Source organism: Variovorax sp. GW821-FHT06D12 (genome assembly GCF_059419205.1).
In genome coordinates this window covers 500,351-518,191 of the sequence record NZ_JBWKRI010000002.1, presented here as the reverse complement: position 1 = coordinate 518,191, position 17,841 = coordinate 500,351, and the positions used below count along the sequence as shown (strand labels likewise).

Here is a 17,841-nt window from a genome sequence, read left to right as displayed (position 1 = left end):
GCCCCACCGCCCCGGCACACCGGAGCGAGGCGCAGGGCCGGGCCCGGCCGAGCGACACCGTGCCAGTGCAGGCGGCTTGCGCATCGCGCGTTCTGCCAGGAACCGCATGCAGCCATCGACGCAGAAGGAGGCGATGGCGCAGCCACCGCACCGACCCGTCGACCGCTGCGTTGCTGACCTCGCAAGCCACGGTGCCCGCCGCCTGCCCTTCGTGGGCCCCGATACCTGATCTGCAAGGCAGACGAACAACGAACGACAACCGCAACGAAGAAGAAGAGAGAGGAAGAAAAAATGCTGGGATTCACCCAATTCACCGTCAAGAAGAACGAACGCGTGCTGCTGCTGCGCAACGGCGATTTCGAGGGCCTGTACGCCGCCGGCAAGTACCGCGTGTTCACGGGCTTCGACACCGTGCAGCTCGAACGCTTCTCGCTGGCCGAGCCGGCCTTCGACCACGAGCTGGCCGACTACTTCCTGGCGCGCGAGCCGCAGCTGGTGCAGCGCGAGTTCGTGCAGGTGTCGCTGGGCGAGACCGAGGTCGGCCTGCGCCATGAAGACGGCGTGCTGGTGCAGGTGCTGCCGCCCGCCACCCGCAAGCTCTACTGGCGCGGCCTGCGCGAGCAGCGCGTCGACGTGATCGACGTGGCCGCCGATGCACGCCTGCCGGCCGAGCTGCTGGCCAAGCTGCAGAGCGTGGCGCTGCGTCCGCGTGCGGTGCAGGGGCTCGAAGGCGTGCTGCTGGTGCAGGTGCCCGAGTTCCACGCCGGCGTGCTGACCCTCGAAGGCCAGATGCAGGCCCTGCTGCCGCCGGGCAACCACGGCTTCTGGCGCTTCAACCGGCAGGTGGCCGTGACCAGCGTGGACCTGCGCTCGCAGATCGCCGAAGTGAGCGGCCAGGAAATCCTGACCCGCGACAAGGTGGGGCTGCGGCTGAACCTGTCGGCGATGTGGCGTTTTGCCGATGTGCGCCAGGCCCTGGCGCAGATGCCCAAGCCGGCCGAGCATGTGTACCGCGAGCTGCAGTTCGGCCTGCGCGCGGCGGTGGGCGAGCAGACGCTCGACGCCCTGCTGGAGAACAAGTCCGCCATCGACCAGACGGTGTTGGCGCAGGTGCGTGAGCGGTTGGAAGGTTCGGGCCTGGTGCTGGAGAGCGTGGGCGTGAAGGACATCATCCTGCCGGGCGAGATGAAGACCATCCTCGCGCAGGTGGTGGAGGCCGAGAAGTCGGCCCAGGCCAACGTGATCCGCCGCCGCGAGGAAACCGCGGCCACGCGCTCGCTGCTGAACACCGCGAAGGTGATGGAGGGCAACCCCGTCGCCTTGCGCATGAAGGAACTCGAGACGCTGGAACGCGTGGCCGAGCGCATCGACAAGATCTCGGTGGTCGGCGGCCTGGACCAGGTGCTCAACGGACTCGTGACGCTGCGGCCGAACGGGTCCTGAGCGGTAGAGAAAAGAGAGAGACACGGGCACGCAGGCACAGAAGGGAGCGCCACTGCCAAAAATGTTTGAAATTGCCGGCAGCCTGGGTAAGACCAGGTGCGGCGGGCAAGTCGGTCGACGAGCAAGGTTGAGGATGCAGGTGCTGGCTCCGATGACGGGTCTGTCACTGGCGCGCGTTTCCAATCGTCGACTGGGCCGCTGGATTCAAACACCACGGTCGCCGTATTGATGCGGGTTCGAATCCCGCCGTGTCCACCAAACGAGTGTGAAGAATAGATAGAGAGAAGAGGAAAGAAAAATGACGAACTACAAACTGCATGAAGTCGCCAACGGCGTTCCTGTGAAGATGTGGACGAACGGCGTGCCCGTGGAAGACGAAGCGCAGAAGCAGCTCGAGAACGCCGCGCGCCTGCCCATCGTGTTCAAGCACATCGCGGCCATGCCCGACGTGCACTACGGCATCGGCGCGACCGTGGGTTCGGTGATCCCGACCTTCAAGGCCATCATTCCCGCCGCCGTCGGCGTGGACATCGGCTGCGGAATGATGGCCTGCAAGACCACGCTCAACGCGCGCGACCTGCCCGACAACCTGGGCCCGCTGCGTTCGGCGATCGAGAAGGCCGTGCCCCACGGATCGAACCCTAAGCGCATGGGCCGCGACAAGGGTTCGTGGGAAACCCCGCCCGACGAAACCGATGCCGCCTGGGCCAAGCTGGTGGACGAGTTCGAGCTGATCTGCGAGGACCACCCGCGCATCAAGAACACGAACAACCACAAGCACCTGGGAACGCTGGGTACCGGCAACCACTTCATCGAGGTGTGCCTCGACGAAGCGGGCGCCGTGTGGTTCATGCTGCACTCGGGTTCGCGTGGCGTGGGCAATGCCATCGGTACGCACTTCATCGAACTCGCGAAGAAGGACGCGCAGCTGCACCAGCGCAACCTGCCCGACCAGGACCTGGCGTACTTCGAGGAAGGCGCCCAATACTTCGGCGACTACGTGCGTGCGGTGGGCTGGGCCCAGAAGTTCGCACGGGCGAACCGCGAAGTGATGATGCAGCGCGTGGTCGCGGCCGCGCGCAAGGTCATCACCAAGCCGTTCGAGGCGCACGTGGAAGCGGTGAACTGCCACCACAACTACGTGAGCCGCGAGACGCACTTCGGGCAAGACGTGCTCGTGACCCGCAAGGGTGCGGTGAGCGCGAAGCTCGGCGAGCTGGGGATCATCCCCGGCAGCATGGGCGCCAAGAGCTACATCGTGCGCGGCAAGGGCAACCCCGAGAGCTTCATGAGCTGCAGCCACGGCGCGGGCCGGAAGATGAGCCGGACGAAGGCCAAGAAGCTCTTCACCGTCGCCGACCAGATCGCTGCGACCGAAGGCGTGGAATGCCGCAAGGACGCCGACGTGATCGACGAGATCCCGATGGCCTACAAGGACATCGACGCGGTGATGGAGGCGCAGAAGGACCTGGTGGAGGTGGTTTACACGCTCAAGCAGGTGGTGTGTGTGAAGGGATAGCGGAGAAAGAAATGAAACCGATAAATTGCTCTTACATCTACAACCTGGGCCAGATCGTCGAGCGTTTGGAGAGCGTAAAGGTTGGCGATCGCTTCAAGGATGCGCTTGCTCCTTGCTTGCTGGCTTATGACGCGCTGCGAAACTTTTGCTCGCAAGATGTTCATCCGCTCAACATCGCGAAGGAAAAAGGCTATTCGCTGATTCAGGCGCTGGACGATCTTGCTGTGAACTTCGATGGCAGGCAGGAAGGTCTTCTGGATCAAGCAGATGTCGATCGAATTCGCGCGGCGCGAACTGATTTCGAAGCAGTACTCAAGCCAGAGTGGGATCGCCAAGCAGTCTTCGCAGTCTCACTAAAGAGAGGGTATGACTCTTGGGTTCTCGTGTGGGATGGGTTGAGGCTTTTCACACCGGGGTTGGCTCAAAAGGTGCCAGCTGCGACTGGCGACTTCTCCGCCGCTACACGCTGCATCGCGTTCGAACTGCCGACCGCTGCGGCGTTTCATTTGTGCCGAGGGCTTGAGGCCGTCGTTCGTCGCTTCTTTGAGGAAAAGATTGGAGCGCTGCCTCAGGAGGCCAACGAACGAACACTGGGTGCCTTGCTGGCGCGGTTGGAGAAATCGAGTGTCATGGATGGCAAGTTGGCGGCGTCGCTTCGGGATCTAAGAACGCTACATCGCAATCCAGCAATGCACCCGGAAAGGTCTCTCGAATCCATCGATGAGGCCATAGCTCTACTGAATGCCATGGACGCTCCGATTACTCATATGTTGAGGGAAATTCCTGACGTCGTTGAGTGAAGAAGATCGTCAGCGATTCTTGAAATGAAAAGCAACAAGCAACGCCGCGCCGAGATCAAGGCGCACCGCCTCGAACGCGCCGCGCGCGCCGTGGCATTGCAGCAGCGCCAGGCCGGTGCACGCCTGCTGCGCGCCGAAGGCATGGTCGCTGCCGACACGGCCTTGCTGGCCGCGCACAACAACACCTACGGCCCGTTGCCCAGCTTCTACGTCGACAAGGCGTTCACCTGCCGCGATTGCGGTGCGCAAGAGGTGTGGACGGCCAAGCAGCAGAAGTGGTGGTACGAGGTGGCGCTCGGCAGCATCCACAGCACGGCGGTGCGCTGTCGCGCTTGCCGGCTCGGAACGCCTCGAACAAGAACAACGACAAACGACTGAACAAGAGAGAAAGACTTTCCCGATGACGGAAGCACAAGAAGAACAACGAGCGCTCGATGCCGTCGAACTCGACGGCTCCCAAGGCGAAGGCGGTGGCCAGATCCTGCGCACCGGCCTCGCGCTTTCGATGGTCACGGGCCGGCCGCTGGCCATCGCGAAGATCCGCGCGGGCCGGGCCAAGCCGGGCCTGATGCGCCAGCACCTGGCGTGCGTGCATGCGGCCGCGGAGATCAGCGGCGCGCAGGTCGAAGGCGCCGAGCTGGGTTCGCAGTCGCTGCGCTTCGTGCCGGGGCCGGTGCGCGCGGGCGACTACCGCTTTGCGATCGCCGGCGCGGGCAGCTGCATGCTGGTGCTGCAGACGGTGCTGCCGCCGCTGCTGCTGCAACCCGCGGGGCAGGTGAGCCGGCTGCGGCTGAGCGGTGGCACGCACAACCCGATGGCGCCGCCGTTCCACTTCCTGGAGCGTGCGTTCGCGCCGCTGGTGCGTCGCCTCGGCGGCGACCTGCAGCTGGTGCTGCGCCGTTGCGGCTTCTATCCGGCCGGTGGCGGCGAGGTGGAGGCGACGATCGTGCCGGCGGCGGAAGGCGCGCGGCTGCAGGCCTTCGACCTGCTGTCACGCGGCCATCTGCTGGCGGGTCATGCGGAGTGCCTGGCGCCCGGCCTGCCGCGCCATGTGGCGGCGCGCGAACTCGAGACGGTGGGGGCGGCGATGGGCTGGTCGGTGGAAGCCGAGCAACTGCGCACGGTGCCGACGCGCCAGAACGAGGGCCCGGGCAATGCGCTGCTGGTGACGCTGGCCTACGCGCACCTCACCGAGGTGTTCACGGCTTTCGGCGAGAAGACGCTGAGCGCGGAGCAGGTGGCGCACGGCCTCGTGAAGGAGGTGCGCGCCTTCCAGAAGCACGAGGACGCGGCCGTGGGGCCGCACCTGGCCGATCAGCTGGCGCTGCTGCTGGCGCTGGCGGTGTTCCGGCAACCGGGGCAGTCGGGCGCGTTCACCTGCAGCGAAGTGACCCCGCACACGCGCACGAACTGCGCGGTGATCGAGCGCTTCCTGCCGGTGCGCTTCACGATCACCGAAGCTGCAGGCCCGCGCGCGGCGCGGGTGCAGGTGGCGTCGTGATTACAGGCCGGCCTGGCGCGTGAAGCTCACGGCCGGCTTCTTGTAGGCGGAGGGCACTTCGTCGCGGTAGAAGGCGCGGCGGTCCAGGCTTTGCAGCGGGTTGTGGGCAGCGGCCACGGCCTGGTCGCGCACGGCCTGGCGGTCGAGCGTGGAGGTCACGGCGACGGTGCCTTCGGCGGCGGCGTCGGAGTATTCGTTGCCATTGCGCGCGGCGGCGACGGCCTGGGTGCGCACGTCGGCACGGCTGGCGGCCGAGGTGATGGCGTGCACGCCTTCATACGTTTCGGCGTGGGCCGCGCCCACGGTGCCCAGCAGGGCGAAGGCGGCGGCGGAAATGGCGAGGAGTTGCTTGCTGTTCATGGTGAGATTTCCCTTGAGTCTGTGGGCGGCGGACAGTCGTCGTTGCCACAAGCTGCAGTGTGAAACCGCATCACGGAAGGCGCTGTGCGTTTGCGCACCGAATCCGGCAGGTGGTGCTCAGGCCGCTTTCCCGGCGCGTGAATACATCACGGCCAACGGTTCGGAGCGCCCGCGCACGTTCAGCGTGTCGACCGGCCCCAGCGATTCTTCGGCGCCGGCCTGCTGCGCCGCGAACTGCGAGACCACGAGCCGCGCCGAGGCGGTCTTGGAATGGTCCTGCAGGCGGCTCGCGGTGTTGACCACTTCGCCGATGGCGGTGAAGGTGGTGGTCTCGAGGTAGCCGACCTCGCCGACGGCCGCGCGCCCGGCGTGCAGGCCCATGCCGAAGTCCAGCTGCTGGCCGAACTGGGCCTGGAAGTCGACGTTCCATGCGTCCATGCGTTCGCCGATGAGTTGGGTGGCATGCAGGGCCTGCCGGCAGGCGGTAGGCAGGTCGCTCTCCAGGCCGAAGATGGCCATCACGCTGTCGCCGATGAACTGGTTGGGCACGCCGCCGCTCTCGCGCACGGCGGCGCCCACGATGGCGAAGTAGCGGTCGAGCACGTAGGCCAGGTCGAAGGGCCACTGCCGCTCCGACAGGCCCGACCAGCGCCGCAGGTCGACGAACAAGATCGCCACGTCGCGCTCGTGCCCGAAGCGGCCGACCGGCGCGGGCCGGCCTTCGCGCGGCAGCGGCGCGAACAGCGGCGTCACCTCGATGCTGCCGCGCGGGCGCAGCTGGCACGCCAGACGTACGTCGTGCGGGGCGCGCACGCGTTCGAGCGTGCGCTGCTCGTCACGGCCCGGCGTGCCGATGTGTTCGGGCGCACCGCCCACGCGCACGCGGCAGGTGGAGCAGCGCGCGCGCCCGCCGCAGATCGACACGTGCGCGATGCCGTGCGAGCGGCTGGCTTCGAGCACGCTCCAGCCGGGCGGCACGTGCACGGTGCGGTCGGGGTAGCGCAGCGCCACGGTGGCACCGCGCGCGCGCCGGGCCAGGCGGCTGCGCGCCGCGTAGGCCGCGAGCAGGGCCAGCAGCGCCAAGGCGTAATAGAGCTTGATGTTCGTCTCGGCGGCGTTGAGCGCGCGGCCCTGTTCGGGCGTCGGCAGCACGACGGGCGGCACGCCGGTCCACTGGAACTCGCGCCCCATCGACACGAAACCCATCGCGGCGGTCACCGGCAGCAGCACGGCCACGGCGAGCAGCGGCGCGAACAGGCGCCGGTAGAGCGGGCGCACGCGCAGCGCGAAGTGCAGGCCGAGGCAGCCGTGGGCCCAGGCGGCGAGCATCATGCCCAGCTGCGCGCCCGCGCCGGCCAGGTCCCACAGGCCCCAGACCACGCGCACGTACGAACCCTCGATGCCGTAGGCCAGCCAGGCGCCGCGCATGGCGGTGAGGTGGGTGGCCAGCAGCAGCGGCAGCGCAAAGCCCAGCAGCACGCGCAGGGCTTCGAGTGGCGGCATGCGCAGGGTGCGGCGCTCCCACAGCGCGGCCACGGCGAGCACGAGGTGGGTGAGGGCGGCGCCGTACAGCAGCAGCGTGCCGGGCAGGCTGTGCCAGAACTTCTGCACGCCGCGCAGCACGGTCTCGGCCGCGGCGAAGGAGACGATGCCCAGCGAATGGTTCAGCAGGTGCGCCGTGATGTAGGCCATCAGCACCAGCCCGCTCGCCCAGCGGAGGTTGCGCCGTGTCGGCGTTCTCAGCAAAAAAGGGGAAGGAGGGGAACGTCTGTCCATGAACGGGTTCGAAGCGGCACCCGAGCATAATGCGCGCGCCTCGATGACCACCGGCATGGCCCTACCCGAACCCACCCCCCGCTCCAGCCTCGCGCTGCGCCGCATCGCGCTGCTCGAAGGCCTCTCCGACGACCGCTTCGACCATTTGGCGCGCCAGTGCCTGTGGCACAGCGTGGCGGCCGGCAAGCCGCTGATGCTGCGCGCCGACCTGCAGGGGGAGGTGTTCCTGCTGGTGTCGGGCCGCGTGCGGGTGACGACCTACGCGGCCAACGGCCGGCAGGTGACGTTCCGCGATTCGGAGGCCGGCGCGCATTTCGGCGACATCGCAGCCTTGGACGGCGGGCCGCGTTCGGCCGACGTGGTCACGCTCGAACCCTGCGTGGTCGCCAGCCTGGACCGCGCCGCCTTCCTGGCGCTGCTGCGCGAGGAGCCGCTGGTGGCCGAGCGCGTGATGCAGCGGCTGGCCGCGCTGGTGCGGCAGCTGTCGGAGCGGGTGATCGACCTGAGCACGCTGGGCGTGCAGAACCGCCTGCATGCCGAGCTGCTGCGCCTGGCGCGCGAGGCGGGCATCGACGGCAACGAGGCCCGGCTGGAGCCTGCGCCCAAGCACGCGGCGCTGGCCAGCCAGATCAGCACCAACCGCGAGCAGGTGACCCGCGAACTCAACACGCTGGTGCGCGGCGGCGTGCTGCGCAAGGACGGCAAGGCGCTGGTGGTGGCCGATGCCGAGCGCCTCGCGCAGATGGTGTCGCAGGTGCGCGGCGACTGACCCGGTCCGCTCCGGTCCGATCAGTTCCAGCGGCCGTTGGGGCCAGCCACGCTGTAGCGGCCGGCGCCCATCAGCGCCACGCTCAGCGCGCTGAACAGGTACAGGCCCTGCAGTTCCAGCGCCCAGCCGCCCTGCTTGGTCAGCGCGAACAGGTCGGCCATGTGCACGAGGCCGAAGGCGAAGAGCATGTTGATCACCACCACGGCGGCCGCGGCACGCGTCCACAGGCCCGCGATCATCAGGAGCGGCGCGACGATCTCGCCCACGAACACGAGGTAGGCCAGCCCGCCGGGCAGGCCGGCCTTGGCCAGCATGCCGCTGATGAAGCCGACGCCGGCCGAGAGCTTGAAGATGCCGTGCAGCAGCATCAGCACGCCGACCGACACGCGCAGCACCAGCTTGCCGGCGTCGTCGCGGGCAGCGGGCGTGGCAAGGAACGACGAGGAGGAAGACGCCGAAGCGGCGGAGGCGATCGGGGCAGCCTGGGTGTTCATGGCGAATCCTTGAGTGGAAGAAAAAAGGAAGAAGGCCGCCGCGGACTGCGGCGGTTGCCATGCCAGTGTGAGAGCCCCGTCGCCGCCGGTCGGTGCGTTTACGCACACTTTTCGGCGGTTGGGTCGCTGCCGCCGGGCGTCAGTCGCCCTTGTAGCCCGAGGCCTTGATCACCGGCAGCCAGCGTGCGGCCAGCGCGTCGGTGTAGCGCACCACCTCTTCGGTCGAGGCGCCGGGCAGCAGGTCGTAGCCCACGCGGCCCAGCTTTTCGCGCACGTCGGGCAGGGCCAGCACCTTGCGCACGGCCCGGTTCCACTGCGCCAGCGTGGCGGGCGCGGTGTTGGCGTGGGCATAAAGCACGTAGCGCGACGAGGCCACGAGCGTCGGGTAGCCCGACTCGGCGAAGGTCGGCACGTCGGGCAGGCCGTCGGCGCGCTTGTCGCCGGCCACGGCCAGCACGCGCAGCTTGCCCGCGCGGTGGTACTCGGTGAGGGTGGTGGTGGCGTCCATGCCCGAGGCCACCTGGCCGCCGATCAGCTCGGTGACCATGGCCGCGCCGCCGCGGTAGGGCACCAGGGTGGCGCCGCTGCGCGACAGGGCCACGAAGTCCATCGCCAGGAAGTGCAGCAGCGAGCCGACGGTGGTGATGCCGATCGAGCCCTGGTCGGGGTTCGCCTTGGCGGCCTGGACGAACTGGGCCAGCGTCTTCACCGGCGAGGCGGCGCTCACGGCCAGGCCGAACTGGATGCCGCTCACGTCGGTCACGGGCTTGAAGTCGGTGGCCGGGTTGAAGCGCATGTTGGCGTAGATCGCGGGGCCGATGAACATCGGGTCGACCGGCGCCAGCAGCATGGTGGTGCCGTCGGCGGGGCTGTTCTTCAGCACCTCGGCCGCCAGCCGCGTGCCGGCGCCGGGGCGGTTGTCGACCATCACCGGGCGGCCGAGCTCGTCCTTGAGCTTTTCGGACAGCAGCCGGCCCATGAAGTCGGCCGGGCCGCCGGCCGGGAAGGGCACGATCAGGCGGTTGACCGCCGGCTGCGCGTTCGCGCCGTACGGCAGCAGGCCGCCCAGGCCCGTGGCCGCTGCCGCGCGGATGAGGCCGCGCCGCGAGAGCGCCGGGCCGGTGGGGAAAGTGAAGGGGGTCATCGAAAGTCTCCGGGTGGTTGGAATCGTTGGAAGAACAGGAAAAGGAAGATCACTGCGCGACCAGCGGCGTGAAGCGGGCCGCGTCCTCGATCGCCTGGCCGGCCTCCAGCAGCAGGTCTTCGCGAAAGCGCCAGGCCAGCAGCTGCACGCCCATGGGCGCGCTGCCGGCCATGCCGGTGGGCACCGCAAGGCCGGGCATGCCCAGCGCGGCGGTCGCGAGCAGCGGGCTCTGGGCGTCGATGAGGGCGCGGGCGCGCTCGAGGCTCGCGACGTCTTCGTCCTGCGGGCAGGGGCGCTGCCACGACACGGGCATCAGCACCAGCGGATGGGTCTGCATGAACACCGACCAGCTGCGCAGCAGCGCCTGGCGCCGCGCGAGGGCGTCGAGAAAACCGTCGCGGTCGGTCTCGGCCATGCCTTCGAGCAGGTAGCGCTGGCTGCGCCGCATGAGGTCGTCGCCGTGCTGCTCGACGCCCGCGATGATGTTGCGGCGCGTGTCGTCCACGATCAGCGTGCGCCACAGGGCCGCGGCCTCGCCGAAGCAGGGCAGCTCGGCTTCGTCGACCGCGTAGCCCGCCTGCTGCAGCCAGCGCGCGGCGTCTTCCAACGCTTGCGTGACGGCCGGGTCGACCGGGATGCCCGGCGCGCGCTTGAACAGCGCCACGCGGATTGGGCCGGTGGGGCGCGGCAGCTCGTGCGGCATTGGCACCCAGTTCGGGTCGCGCGCGTCGGGGCGCGCCATGGCCTCGTAGCCCAGTCGCAGGTCGGCGATGCTGCGCGCCAGCGGCCCCTGCACCGACATGAGCTGCGGCGTGATGCCGCGCTCGCTGGTCGCGCTCGGGTTGAAGGCCGGCACGCGGCCGGCCGTGGGGCGCAGGCCGGCCACGCCGCAGGCGTACGCGGGGTAGCGGATCGAGCCGCCGATGTCGTTGCCGTGCGCCAGCGCGCCCATGCCGCTGGCCACCGCGGAAGCCGCACCGCCGCTGGAGCCGCCGGGGGTGATGGCCGCGTCCCACGGGTTCAGCGTGCGGCCGTGCACGCCGTTGTCGGTGAACCAGCGCGAGGAGTAGGTCGCGGTGTTGCTGCGCCCCACGATGACGGCGCCCGCGCTGCGCCAGTGCACCACCACTGGCGCGTCTTCGCGGGCGATGTGGTCCTTCAGCGGGATCACGCCGTTGGTGGTGGCGTGGCCGGCCTGGTCGACGTTGACCTTGATGCTCACCGGCACGCCGTGCAGCGGGCCCAGTGCTTCGCCGCGCAGGGTGCGGGCGTCGGCCGCGTCGGCGCTGGCCAGGGCTTCGTCGGCCAGCACCTCGGCCAGGGCATTGAGGCGCGGGTTGAGTTCGGCGATGCGCGCGAGCACGCTGGTCGTCACTTCGCGGCAGGACAGCTCGCGGCGGCGCACGGCGTCGGCGAGGTCGGTGGCGCTGCGCTGCCAGAGGGCGGGGGATGCAGTCATGGGTGGTCTCGAGGAAAGTTCAGGCAAAGGAAACCCCGCACCCCGGCGCGACCGGGGTGAAGGCAAGAGAGAGCAGGGAAGAGGGCGGCGGCGGGTCAGCCCACGCCACGCAGGCGTCAGCCGGTCGGTTTCTTCATGAGCAGGCTGCCGCGGTCGACGCGGGATTCGGCCTCCAGGGCCAGGGCTTCGGCGTGTTCCATGTGCACACGCATGACCTCGCGCGCACGCGCGGGGTCGCGGGCGCGCAGCGCGTCGAGCAGTTCGGTGTGGCTGTCGACGATCTCCTCGTCGAACTGCTCGAACTCGGTGAGCGCGTTGCGCACGATGATCACGCGGCGGATCACGTCGTTGAGCAGGCGGCACACCAGCGCCAGGAAGGGACTGCTGCAGGCCTCGGCCAGGCGGTCATGGAACAGCAGGTCGGCCTCGCGGCGCTCGTTCCAGTCGGCGCTGCCGCCGTGGGCCGGGTGGCTGTGGCCGATCAGCGCCTCCAGCGCGGCCAGGTCGGCCTCGGTGAGGCGCGTGGCCACGTTGGCGGCCAGCTCGGGCTCGACCACGCGCCGCAGCGCGTACAGCATCGTGATGTCGACCGGCTGGAAGTACAGGAAGTTCGACACCGCCTGCAGGCACTGCTCGTACGAGGCCTGCGTGAGCGTGGCGCCGCCGTTGGGACCGGTGCTGATCGCCACCAGCCCCTGCACCTGCAGCGCGGCCAGCGCCTCGCGCACCGTGCCGCGCGACACGCCGAGCTGCTCGATCAGCTCTTTCTCCTGCGGCAGCTTGTTGCCGACCTGTTGCTGGGTCTGCACGACCCAGCGCTTGATGTTGTCGACCACCTGGTCGGAGCGCTTCACGCGCTTGTCGCGCGTGAGCGAAGGCTTGGGTTGGGAAGGGGGCATCTGCGTTTCGGGTATTTATGATCATAAATGTCATAAATCTCGAAAACGCTGTCAAGCGGGTTGTCCCGTGAGGCGCTGCCGGGGCGGGCCGTCGGCAGAAATTCGGGCTTCCTGCTACGCTCCCGCACGGCCCGCCTGCCCCTGGCGGGCTTTTTTCTGCGCTGCTGGTTTCCCCATGGTTTTTCCCCTCATCACCGACCCGTCGTTCTACGCGGTCGCCGTCCCCGCCGTGCTGCTGCTCGGCATCAGCAAGAGTGGCTTCGGCGCCGGATTCGGGTCGCTGGCCGTGCCGATGATGGCGCTGGCCGTCACCGTGCCGCAGGCGGCGGCGATCCTGATGCCGCTGCTGCTGCTCATGGACCTGCTCGGCCTGGCCGCGTTCCGGCGCGACTTCGACCGCTCGCTGCTCAAGTTTCTGGTTCCGTTCGGGCTGGTCGGCACGGTGATCGGCACGCTGCTGTTTCGCGTGCTGTCGGCCCACACGGTGGCGGGCATCGTGGGCGTGTTCACGCTGGTGTTTTTGGCGCAGCGCCTGCTGTTTCCGCCCAAGCCCAACGACCCGCTGCCGTCGCGCGCGGTGGGCGCGGTGCTGACGACCGTGTCGGGCTTCACCAGCTTCATCGCGCATGCGGGCGGGCCGCCGATCAATGCCTACGTGATCCCGCTGAAGCTCAAGCCGGTGGTGTTCACGGCGACGATGGCCTACTTCTTCTTCGTGGTGAATCTCAGCAAGTGGATTCCCTACGCGTGGCTCGGCCTGCTCGACTTTCGCACGCTGGCCACCTCGCTCGTGCTGATGCCGATCGCACCGCTGGGCGTGTGGATCGGCATCCGCATTGCACGCCGCATCGATGCGACGTGGTTCTATCGCTTCGTCTATCTGGGCATGCTGCTCACCGGCCTGAAGCTCGTCTACGACGGCTTCCTGGCCTGAGCATGTTCAGAGTTCCACAATACTTTTGAAGCCGCCGAAGATCATGCGTTTGCCGTCGAACGGCAGGTTCTTCATGTCCATCATGGCCTCCAGGCGCGGGTCGGCCATGACCTTCTTGTTGATCGTGTCGCGGTGCTTGCGCGACTTGTAGGTGATCCACGAGAAGGCCACGGTCTCGTCGGCCTTGAGCTTCACGCTCTGGGGGAACGACGTGAGCTTGCCGGGCTTCACGTCGTCGGCGATGCACTCCACGTACTCGAGCGCGCCGTACTCCATCCAGACCTTGCCGGCCTTGCGTGCGAGCTTGCGGTAGGCCTCGACGTTCTTGGTGGGAATGGCGACGATAAATCCGTCTACATAACGAGCCATGTCTGTTCTCCTGAATAGGGGATAGAAACGTTGAAAAAGAAAAAGCGGGGGCTGCATGGCGCCGTCGCGTTCACGGCGACGCTGTCTTGCCCGCCGCGCCCGGGGCCGACGCTGCTTCGTTGTTGTTGTGGGTGTGTCCCGGCGCAGCCGGGCGAAGCAGCAGGACCCCGATCAGACCCGCCGCCGCCGCGAACACGGCGCCGACCAGGAATGCCAGGTTGTAGCCACCGGTGAGCGCCAGCGGCATCTGCGCGCCTGCGGTGGCCATGGCGGTGGTGCGTGCCGCCGCGGCGCTGGCCAGCACGGCCAGGCCCAGGGCGCCGCCCATCATGAAGGCGGTGTTGACCACGCCTGAGGCCAGGCCCGAGTCGGCCGGGTCGACCTCGCTCATGGCCGCCAGCAGCACCGGGTTGAAGGCCATGCCCGCGCCCAGGCCGAGCAGCACCATGCCGGGCAGCACGTCGAGCACGAAGCTGCCGTTGACCGGTGCGCGCGCGAACAGCGCCAGCCCGAGGGCCGCGAGCCACAGCCCCGCCGCCAGCGGCTTGCGGATGCCGAAGCGCATCACGATCTTGGCCGACAGGCCCAGCGAGAACACCGCCATGATCACGTTGGCCGGCAGGAAGGCCAGCCCGATCTGCATCGGCGTGTACTGCAGCACCAGCTGCATGTACAGCGCCGAGATGAAGAACCACGCGAACATGGCCGCGGCCCACAGCACGCCGACCACGTTGGCCACCGACACGCTGCGCAGTTTGAACAGGCCCAGCGGCATCAGCGGATGCTGCACGCGCGCCTCGATGGCGATGAAGACGGCCAGCAGCACCACGGCCGCGCCGAGCAGGCCCATCGTCTGCGTGGAGCCCCAGCCCGCTTCGTTGCCGTTGACCACCCCGTACACCGCGAGCATCAGCGACGAGGTGACGGTGATGGCGCCGGCCACGTCGAGCTTCTCGCCGTGCGCATGGCCGCGTGCGTTGGGCAGCAGCGCCACGCACAGCGCATACACCGCCACGCCGATCGGCAGGTTGACCAGGAAGATCCAGTGCCAGCTCAGCGTGCTCGTGAGCAGGCCGCCCAGCAGCACGCCGATGCTGCCGCCGCCCGCGCACACGAAGCCGTACACGCCCATCGCCTTGGCGCGGTCGGCCGGCTCGGTGAACAGGTTCATGATCAGCGAGAGCGCCACGGCCGACACCACCGCGCCGCCCAGGCCCTGCACCGCGCGCGCCGCCACCAGCAGGCCCTGCGAGGTCGAGACCCCGCAGGCCAGCGAGGCCAGCGTGAACAGCACCAGGCCCGCCAGGAACACGCGGCGGTGGCCGTACAGGTCGCCCAGCCGCCCGCCCAGCAGCAGGAAGCCGCCGAAGGTCAGCATGTAGGCGTTCACCACCCAGACCAATGACGTCTCGGAAAAGCCGAGGTCGGTGCGGATCGAAGGCAACGCCACGTTCACGATCGTGGTGTCCAGCACGATCATCAGCACGCCCAGGCACAGCACCATCAGGGCGAGCCAGCGCTTTCGGTTGTCGAGGGGTTCGGTCATGGAAGGTGCTTCCTGCGAAGAAGGGAAAAAGTAGAGAGAGGCGACTCCGTGCTCAGACCAGCGCCTTGCCGCCGTTGATGAGCCACGGCGTGCCGAAGCGGTCGGTCACCATGCCGAAGCCTTCGACCCAGAAGGTCTTCTCGAAAGGCATGCCGATCGAGCCGCCGTCGGCGAAGGCGTCGAAGATGCGCCGCGCCTCGGCCACGGTGTCGAGCGTGAGCGCCACGCCGAAGCCCTTCATGCCTTCGAAGGGCTGGCCCGGCATGGTGTCGGAGGCCATGAGGATGCCCTCGCCGTAGGTGAGCGACGCATGCATGATCCGCTTCTTGGCCTCGGCCGGCATCTGCTCGGTGTCGGGCGCTTCGCCGACGGTCATCATCATCTGCATGGTGCCGCGCAGCGTCTTCTCGTAAAAGCGCATGGCCTCGGCGGCGTTGCCGTCGAACGTGAGGTAAGCGTTGATGGGGGACATGTGAGTTCCTTGAATGAGTGAGGTGAGTCGATGAGGGGAGGAGGCGTTTACTTTTCGGTTGCGCTCTTCAGATTGGCCAGGCCCGCCTCGAAGTCCTTGCCGATCATCTGGTCCATGTCGAAGAAGATGCCCATGAGCTTGGCCATGTAGGGGCTCGGGCCGTACATGGCCCAGGTGACCTGCGTGGCGCCGCCCTGCGGCTGCAGCGTGAACTCGGCCGTGTTGTGGCCTTCGAAGGGCTTCACGAAGTCGAGCTTGATCGCGACCTTCGACGCCGGCTGCGACTCGGTGATTTCCATCGTGCCCGCGCCCGCCTTGCTGTTGCCTTCCCAGGCGTAGGTGGCGCCCTTGCCGCTGGCGGCGCCGCCGTAGGTGCGCTTCATGGCCGGGTCGAGCTTCTCGTAGGGCGACCACGCGCTCCAGCGGTGGAAGTCGTCGATCAGCGGAAAGATTTTTTCGGCCGGCGCCTCGATGCGCGTGGTGCGCTCGACGCGAAAGCTGTCGGGCCGCGTGGCGCCGTAGATGAGCAGCGCGGCAATCAGCGCGAGGACGGCGAGGACGATGGTCTTGAGCATGATGAAGAAAAGCGTGTGGGAAGAGTGAAGAGCGAGCCCTCGCGCATCACGCGGCGGCCGGGTCTGCGACCAGCAGCCAGCCCACGCCGAAGCGGTCGCTGAGCATGCCGAAGCTGGTTGTGAAGAAGGTCGGGATCAGCGGTTGCATCACCTGGCCGCCATCGGCCAGTGCGTCGAACCACTTGCGGGCGTCGGCGTCGCTGTCGGCCGACAGCGACAGCATGATTCCCTTGAACTCGGCCTGGCCGGAGCAGCGTCCGTCGGACAGCATGAGCTCGGTCTGGCCGATGCGCAAGACCGAATGCATCACTTTGTCAGGGCCGGGCATGCCGCCGGCGCAGCCGGCTTCGGGGTTGCCCTCGGGGCCGCCGGTGGCCGGCGCCTCGCTGTAGCGCATCAGCTGCACGACTTCGGCGCCGAGCGCCTTCTTGTAGAAGGCAATCGCTTCGTCGCAACGACCTTCGAAGGACAGGTAAGACTGGACTTTCATGGCGTTTCCTTTTGGTTGGTTCACGGGCACAACGGGTCTGCGCGAAAACAATGGAATTACTTTGTGTACACCGTCCACAAAGAATAGCAGAGATAATGGACAGTGTCCACATGGAGTCGCGATGAAGCTCAACAACGTTCCCGAAAGCCTGCCGCCCGCGCGCAGCACCTACCGCCACGGCGATCTGCGCCGTGCGTTGCTGGATGCGGGCATCGAACTGGCGCGGGACGGGGGCCCCAGTGCCGTGGTGCTGCGCGAGGCCACGCGCCGCGTGGGCGTGGTGCCGAACGCGGCGTATCGCCACTTCGCCAGCCGGCACGACCTGCTGCTGGCGGTGCGCGCCGCGGCGCTGTCGGAGGCGGCCAAGGCGATGGAGGGCGAGCTCGCCGTGCTGCCCTGCGACCAGCCGCCCGCCGACTTCGCGCGCGCCCAGGTGCGCGCCATCGGCACCGCTTATCTGCGCTTTGCGCAGGCGCAGCCGGGGCTGTTTCGCACGGCCTTCGTGGTGTCGGAAGACGCGCAGGGCGACGTCGGTCCCGACGGCGCGGGCGCCAGCGGCATGAACCCGTTCGAGTTGTTGGGCGCGGCCGTCGACCGGCTCGTGGACGCGGGCCTGCTCGACCCGGCGCGGCGCCCGGGCGCCGAATACCTCGCGTGGTCGGCGGTGCACGGGCTGGCGTTGCTCATCATCGACGGCCCGCTGCGCGGGGTCGACGCGGCGGCCACGCATGCGCTGGGGCAGCGCCTGATCGACATGGTGGAACGGGGGCTGTGATCGCCGCGTTCAAAGGTCAGAGATAAATCTTCTGCAGCAGCTTGATGAGGGTCTCGCGCTCGCGCGTGCTCAGGCGGCTGCTGGCTTCGGTTTCCAGTTGCACCACGGCCTGCTCGGCCTCGCGGATCAGCGTCTCGCCGGCCGGCGTGAGGTGCAGGCCGACCGCGCGACCGTCGTGCGGATGCGGCCGGCGTTCGATGAGGCCGCGGCCGTCCAGCGTGGCCACCAGGCTCACGAGGTTGGGCGGCAGGATGTCCAGCGTGTTGCACAGCTGCCGCGAGGTGGCGCCCGGGTTGTGCGCCAGCAGGGAGAGCACCGAGAAGTCGATCTGCTTGAGGCCGTAGGGCGCCATGCGGTCGGCGAACACCGTGCTCACGATCAGCCAGGCGCGCCGGGCGTTGTAGCCGACCAGCCCTTCGAGCACGCGGGCGTCGAGCCGGTCCGTGCGGGGCGACGGCACGGCGGCGGATTCGGTTTTGGCGGACGGTGTTTTCGCGGGAGGAGGCATGCGGCGAG

Annotated in this window: 20 protein-coding genes; 8 read left to right on the top strand and 12 right to left on the bottom strand. The window is 68.3% G+C overall.

Annotated elements, in window-relative coordinates:
- Positions 1 to 291 precede the first annotated feature (291 nt).
- From AC07SQ_RS08930 to rtcA, 5 genes are all read left to right on the top strand, one after another.
- The gene (locus AC07SQ_RS08930) at positions 292 to 1,443 is read left to right on the top strand and encodes a slipin family protein (protein WP_495272095.1); all 1,152 of its coding nucleotides are present in this window, start codon (positions 292 to 294) and stop codon (positions 1,441 to 1,443) included.
- A 298-nt stretch (positions 1,444 to 1,741) separates the two neighbouring features.
- Positions 1,742 to 2,962: an RtcB family protein gene (locus AC07SQ_RS08925; protein ID WP_307589349.1), complete on the top strand. Its 1,221-nt coding sequence runs from the start codon at positions 1,742 to 1,744 to the stop codon at positions 2,960 to 2,962.
- A gap of 11 nt (positions 2,963 to 2,973) precedes the next feature.
- A complete protein-coding gene (locus AC07SQ_RS08920; RefSeq protein WP_495272096.1) occupies positions 2,974 to 3,762 on the top strand; it encodes a hypothetical protein in 789 nt (262 codons plus the stop codon).
- A gap of 24 nt (positions 3,763 to 3,786) precedes the next feature.
- Positions 3,787 to 4,140: a zinc-ribbon domain-containing protein gene (locus tag AC07SQ_RS08915; protein ID WP_495272097.1), complete on the top strand. Its 354-nt coding sequence runs from the start codon at positions 3,787 to 3,789 to the stop codon at positions 4,138 to 4,140.
- Between the two features lie 22 nt (positions 4,141 to 4,162).
- The gene (rtcA, locus tag AC07SQ_RS08910; protein WP_495272098.1) at positions 4,163 to 5,263 is read left to right on the top strand and encodes an RNA 3'-terminal phosphate cyclase; all 1,101 of its coding nucleotides are present in this window, start codon (positions 4,163 to 4,165) and stop codon (positions 5,261 to 5,263) included.
- Here rtcA and AC07SQ_RS08905 read toward each other — a convergent pair whose 3' ends face one another.
- Together AC07SQ_RS08905 and AC07SQ_RS08900 are read right to left on the bottom strand one after the other, a co-directional pair.
- Complete coding sequence (locus AC07SQ_RS08905) at positions 5,264 to 5,623, bottom strand: alpha/beta hydrolase (protein WP_495272099.1); 360 nt, start codon at positions 5,621 to 5,623, stop codon at positions 5,264 to 5,266.
- Between the two features lie 117 nt (positions 5,624 to 5,740).
- Positions 5,741 to 7,399 (bottom strand): adenylate/guanylate cyclase domain-containing protein, encoded by a 1,659-nt coding sequence (locus AC07SQ_RS08900; protein ID WP_495272100.1) that lies wholly within the window; start codon positions 7,397 to 7,399, stop codon positions 5,741 to 5,743.
- Positions 7,400 to 7,442: 43 nt separating this feature from the next.
- On the opposite strand from AC07SQ_RS08900, the gene AC07SQ_RS08895 reads away from it, so the two are divergent.
- Positions 7,443 to 8,168 (top strand): Crp/Fnr family transcriptional regulator, encoded by a 726-nt coding sequence (locus tag AC07SQ_RS08895; protein ID WP_354342819.1) that lies wholly within the window; start codon positions 7,443 to 7,445, stop codon positions 8,166 to 8,168.
- A 20-nt stretch (positions 8,169 to 8,188) separates the two neighbouring features.
- Here the strand turns inward: AC07SQ_RS08895 and AC07SQ_RS08890 are convergent, their stop codons facing one another.
- The 4 genes from AC07SQ_RS08890 to AC07SQ_RS08875 all read right to left on the bottom strand — a co-directional run bounded on the left by AC07SQ_RS08890 (position 8,189) and on the right by AC07SQ_RS08875 (position 12,164).
- Positions 8,189 to 8,662: a DoxX family protein gene (locus tag AC07SQ_RS08890; RefSeq protein ID WP_369645120.1), complete on the bottom strand. Its 474-nt coding sequence runs from the start codon at positions 8,660 to 8,662 to the stop codon at positions 8,189 to 8,191.
- A 139-nt stretch (positions 8,663 to 8,801) separates the two neighbouring features.
- The gene (locus tag AC07SQ_RS08885; RefSeq protein WP_159275413.1) at positions 8,802 to 9,806 is read right to left on the bottom strand and encodes a tripartite tricarboxylate transporter substrate-binding protein; all 1,005 of its coding nucleotides are present in this window, start codon (positions 9,804 to 9,806) and stop codon (positions 8,802 to 8,804) included.
- Between the two features lie 49 nt (positions 9,807 to 9,855).
- Positions 9,856 to 11,265, bottom strand: coding sequence for an amidase family protein (locus tag AC07SQ_RS08880; protein ID WP_495272101.1), 1,410 nt, complete (start codon positions 11,263 to 11,265; stop codon positions 9,856 to 9,858).
- Between the two features lie 116 nt (positions 11,266 to 11,381).
- Positions 11,382 to 12,164, bottom strand: coding sequence for a FadR/GntR family transcriptional regulator (locus tag AC07SQ_RS08875; protein ID WP_495272102.1), 783 nt, complete (start codon positions 12,162 to 12,164; stop codon positions 11,382 to 11,384).
- A 175-nt stretch (positions 12,165 to 12,339) separates the two neighbouring features.
- Here AC07SQ_RS08875 and AC07SQ_RS08870 point away from each other — a divergent pair, with 175 nt between their 5' ends.
- A complete protein-coding gene (locus AC07SQ_RS08870; RefSeq protein WP_095951002.1) occupies positions 12,340 to 13,098 on the top strand; it encodes a sulfite exporter TauE/SafE family protein in 759 nt (252 codons plus the stop codon).
- 6 nt (positions 13,099 to 13,104) lie between these two features.
- Here the strand turns inward: AC07SQ_RS08870 and AC07SQ_RS08865 are convergent, their stop codons facing one another.
- From AC07SQ_RS08865 to AC07SQ_RS08845, 5 genes are all read right to left on the bottom strand, one after another.
- The gene (locus tag AC07SQ_RS08865) at positions 13,105 to 13,467 is read right to left on the bottom strand and encodes a DUF1428 domain-containing protein (protein WP_062479540.1); all 363 of its coding nucleotides are present in this window, start codon (positions 13,465 to 13,467) and stop codon (positions 13,105 to 13,107) included.
- A gap of 70 nt (positions 13,468 to 13,537) precedes the next feature.
- Positions 13,538 to 15,013: a DHA2 family efflux MFS transporter permease subunit gene (locus AC07SQ_RS08860; RefSeq protein ID WP_495272103.1), complete on the bottom strand. Its 1,476-nt coding sequence runs from the start codon at positions 15,011 to 15,013 to the stop codon at positions 13,538 to 13,540.
- Between the two features lie 52 nt (positions 15,014 to 15,065).
- Positions 15,066 to 15,485 (bottom strand): VOC family protein, encoded by a 420-nt coding sequence (locus AC07SQ_RS08855; protein WP_139699953.1) that lies wholly within the window; start codon positions 15,483 to 15,485, stop codon positions 15,066 to 15,068.
- A gap of 47 nt (positions 15,486 to 15,532) precedes the next feature.
- A complete protein-coding gene (locus AC07SQ_RS08850) occupies positions 15,533 to 16,060 on the bottom strand; it encodes an SRPBCC family protein (RefSeq protein WP_070061949.1) in 528 nt (175 codons plus the stop codon).
- A gap of 46 nt (positions 16,061 to 16,106) precedes the next feature.
- Positions 16,107 to 16,550, bottom strand: a complete 444-nt coding sequence (locus AC07SQ_RS08845) for a VOC family protein (RefSeq protein ID WP_062479529.1) — start codon at positions 16,548 to 16,550, stop codon at positions 16,107 to 16,109.
- A gap of 121 nt (positions 16,551 to 16,671) precedes the next feature.
- On the opposite strand from AC07SQ_RS08845, the gene AC07SQ_RS08840 reads away from it, so the two are divergent.
- Positions 16,672 to 17,325 carry a TetR/AcrR family transcriptional regulator gene (locus AC07SQ_RS08840; protein WP_095951005.1) on the top strand — a complete coding sequence of 218 codons (654 nt, stop codon included), beginning with the start codon at positions 16,672 to 16,674 and terminating at the stop codon, positions 17,323 to 17,325.
- Positions 17,326 to 17,341: 16 nt separating this feature from the next.
- On the opposite strand, the gene AC07SQ_RS08835 is transcribed toward AC07SQ_RS08840, so the two are convergent.
- Complete coding sequence (locus AC07SQ_RS08835; protein ID WP_139699939.1) at positions 17,342 to 17,833, bottom strand: MarR family winged helix-turn-helix transcriptional regulator; 492 nt, start codon at positions 17,831 to 17,833, stop codon at positions 17,342 to 17,344.
- Between the last annotated feature and the right edge of the window lie 8 nt (positions 17,834 to 17,841).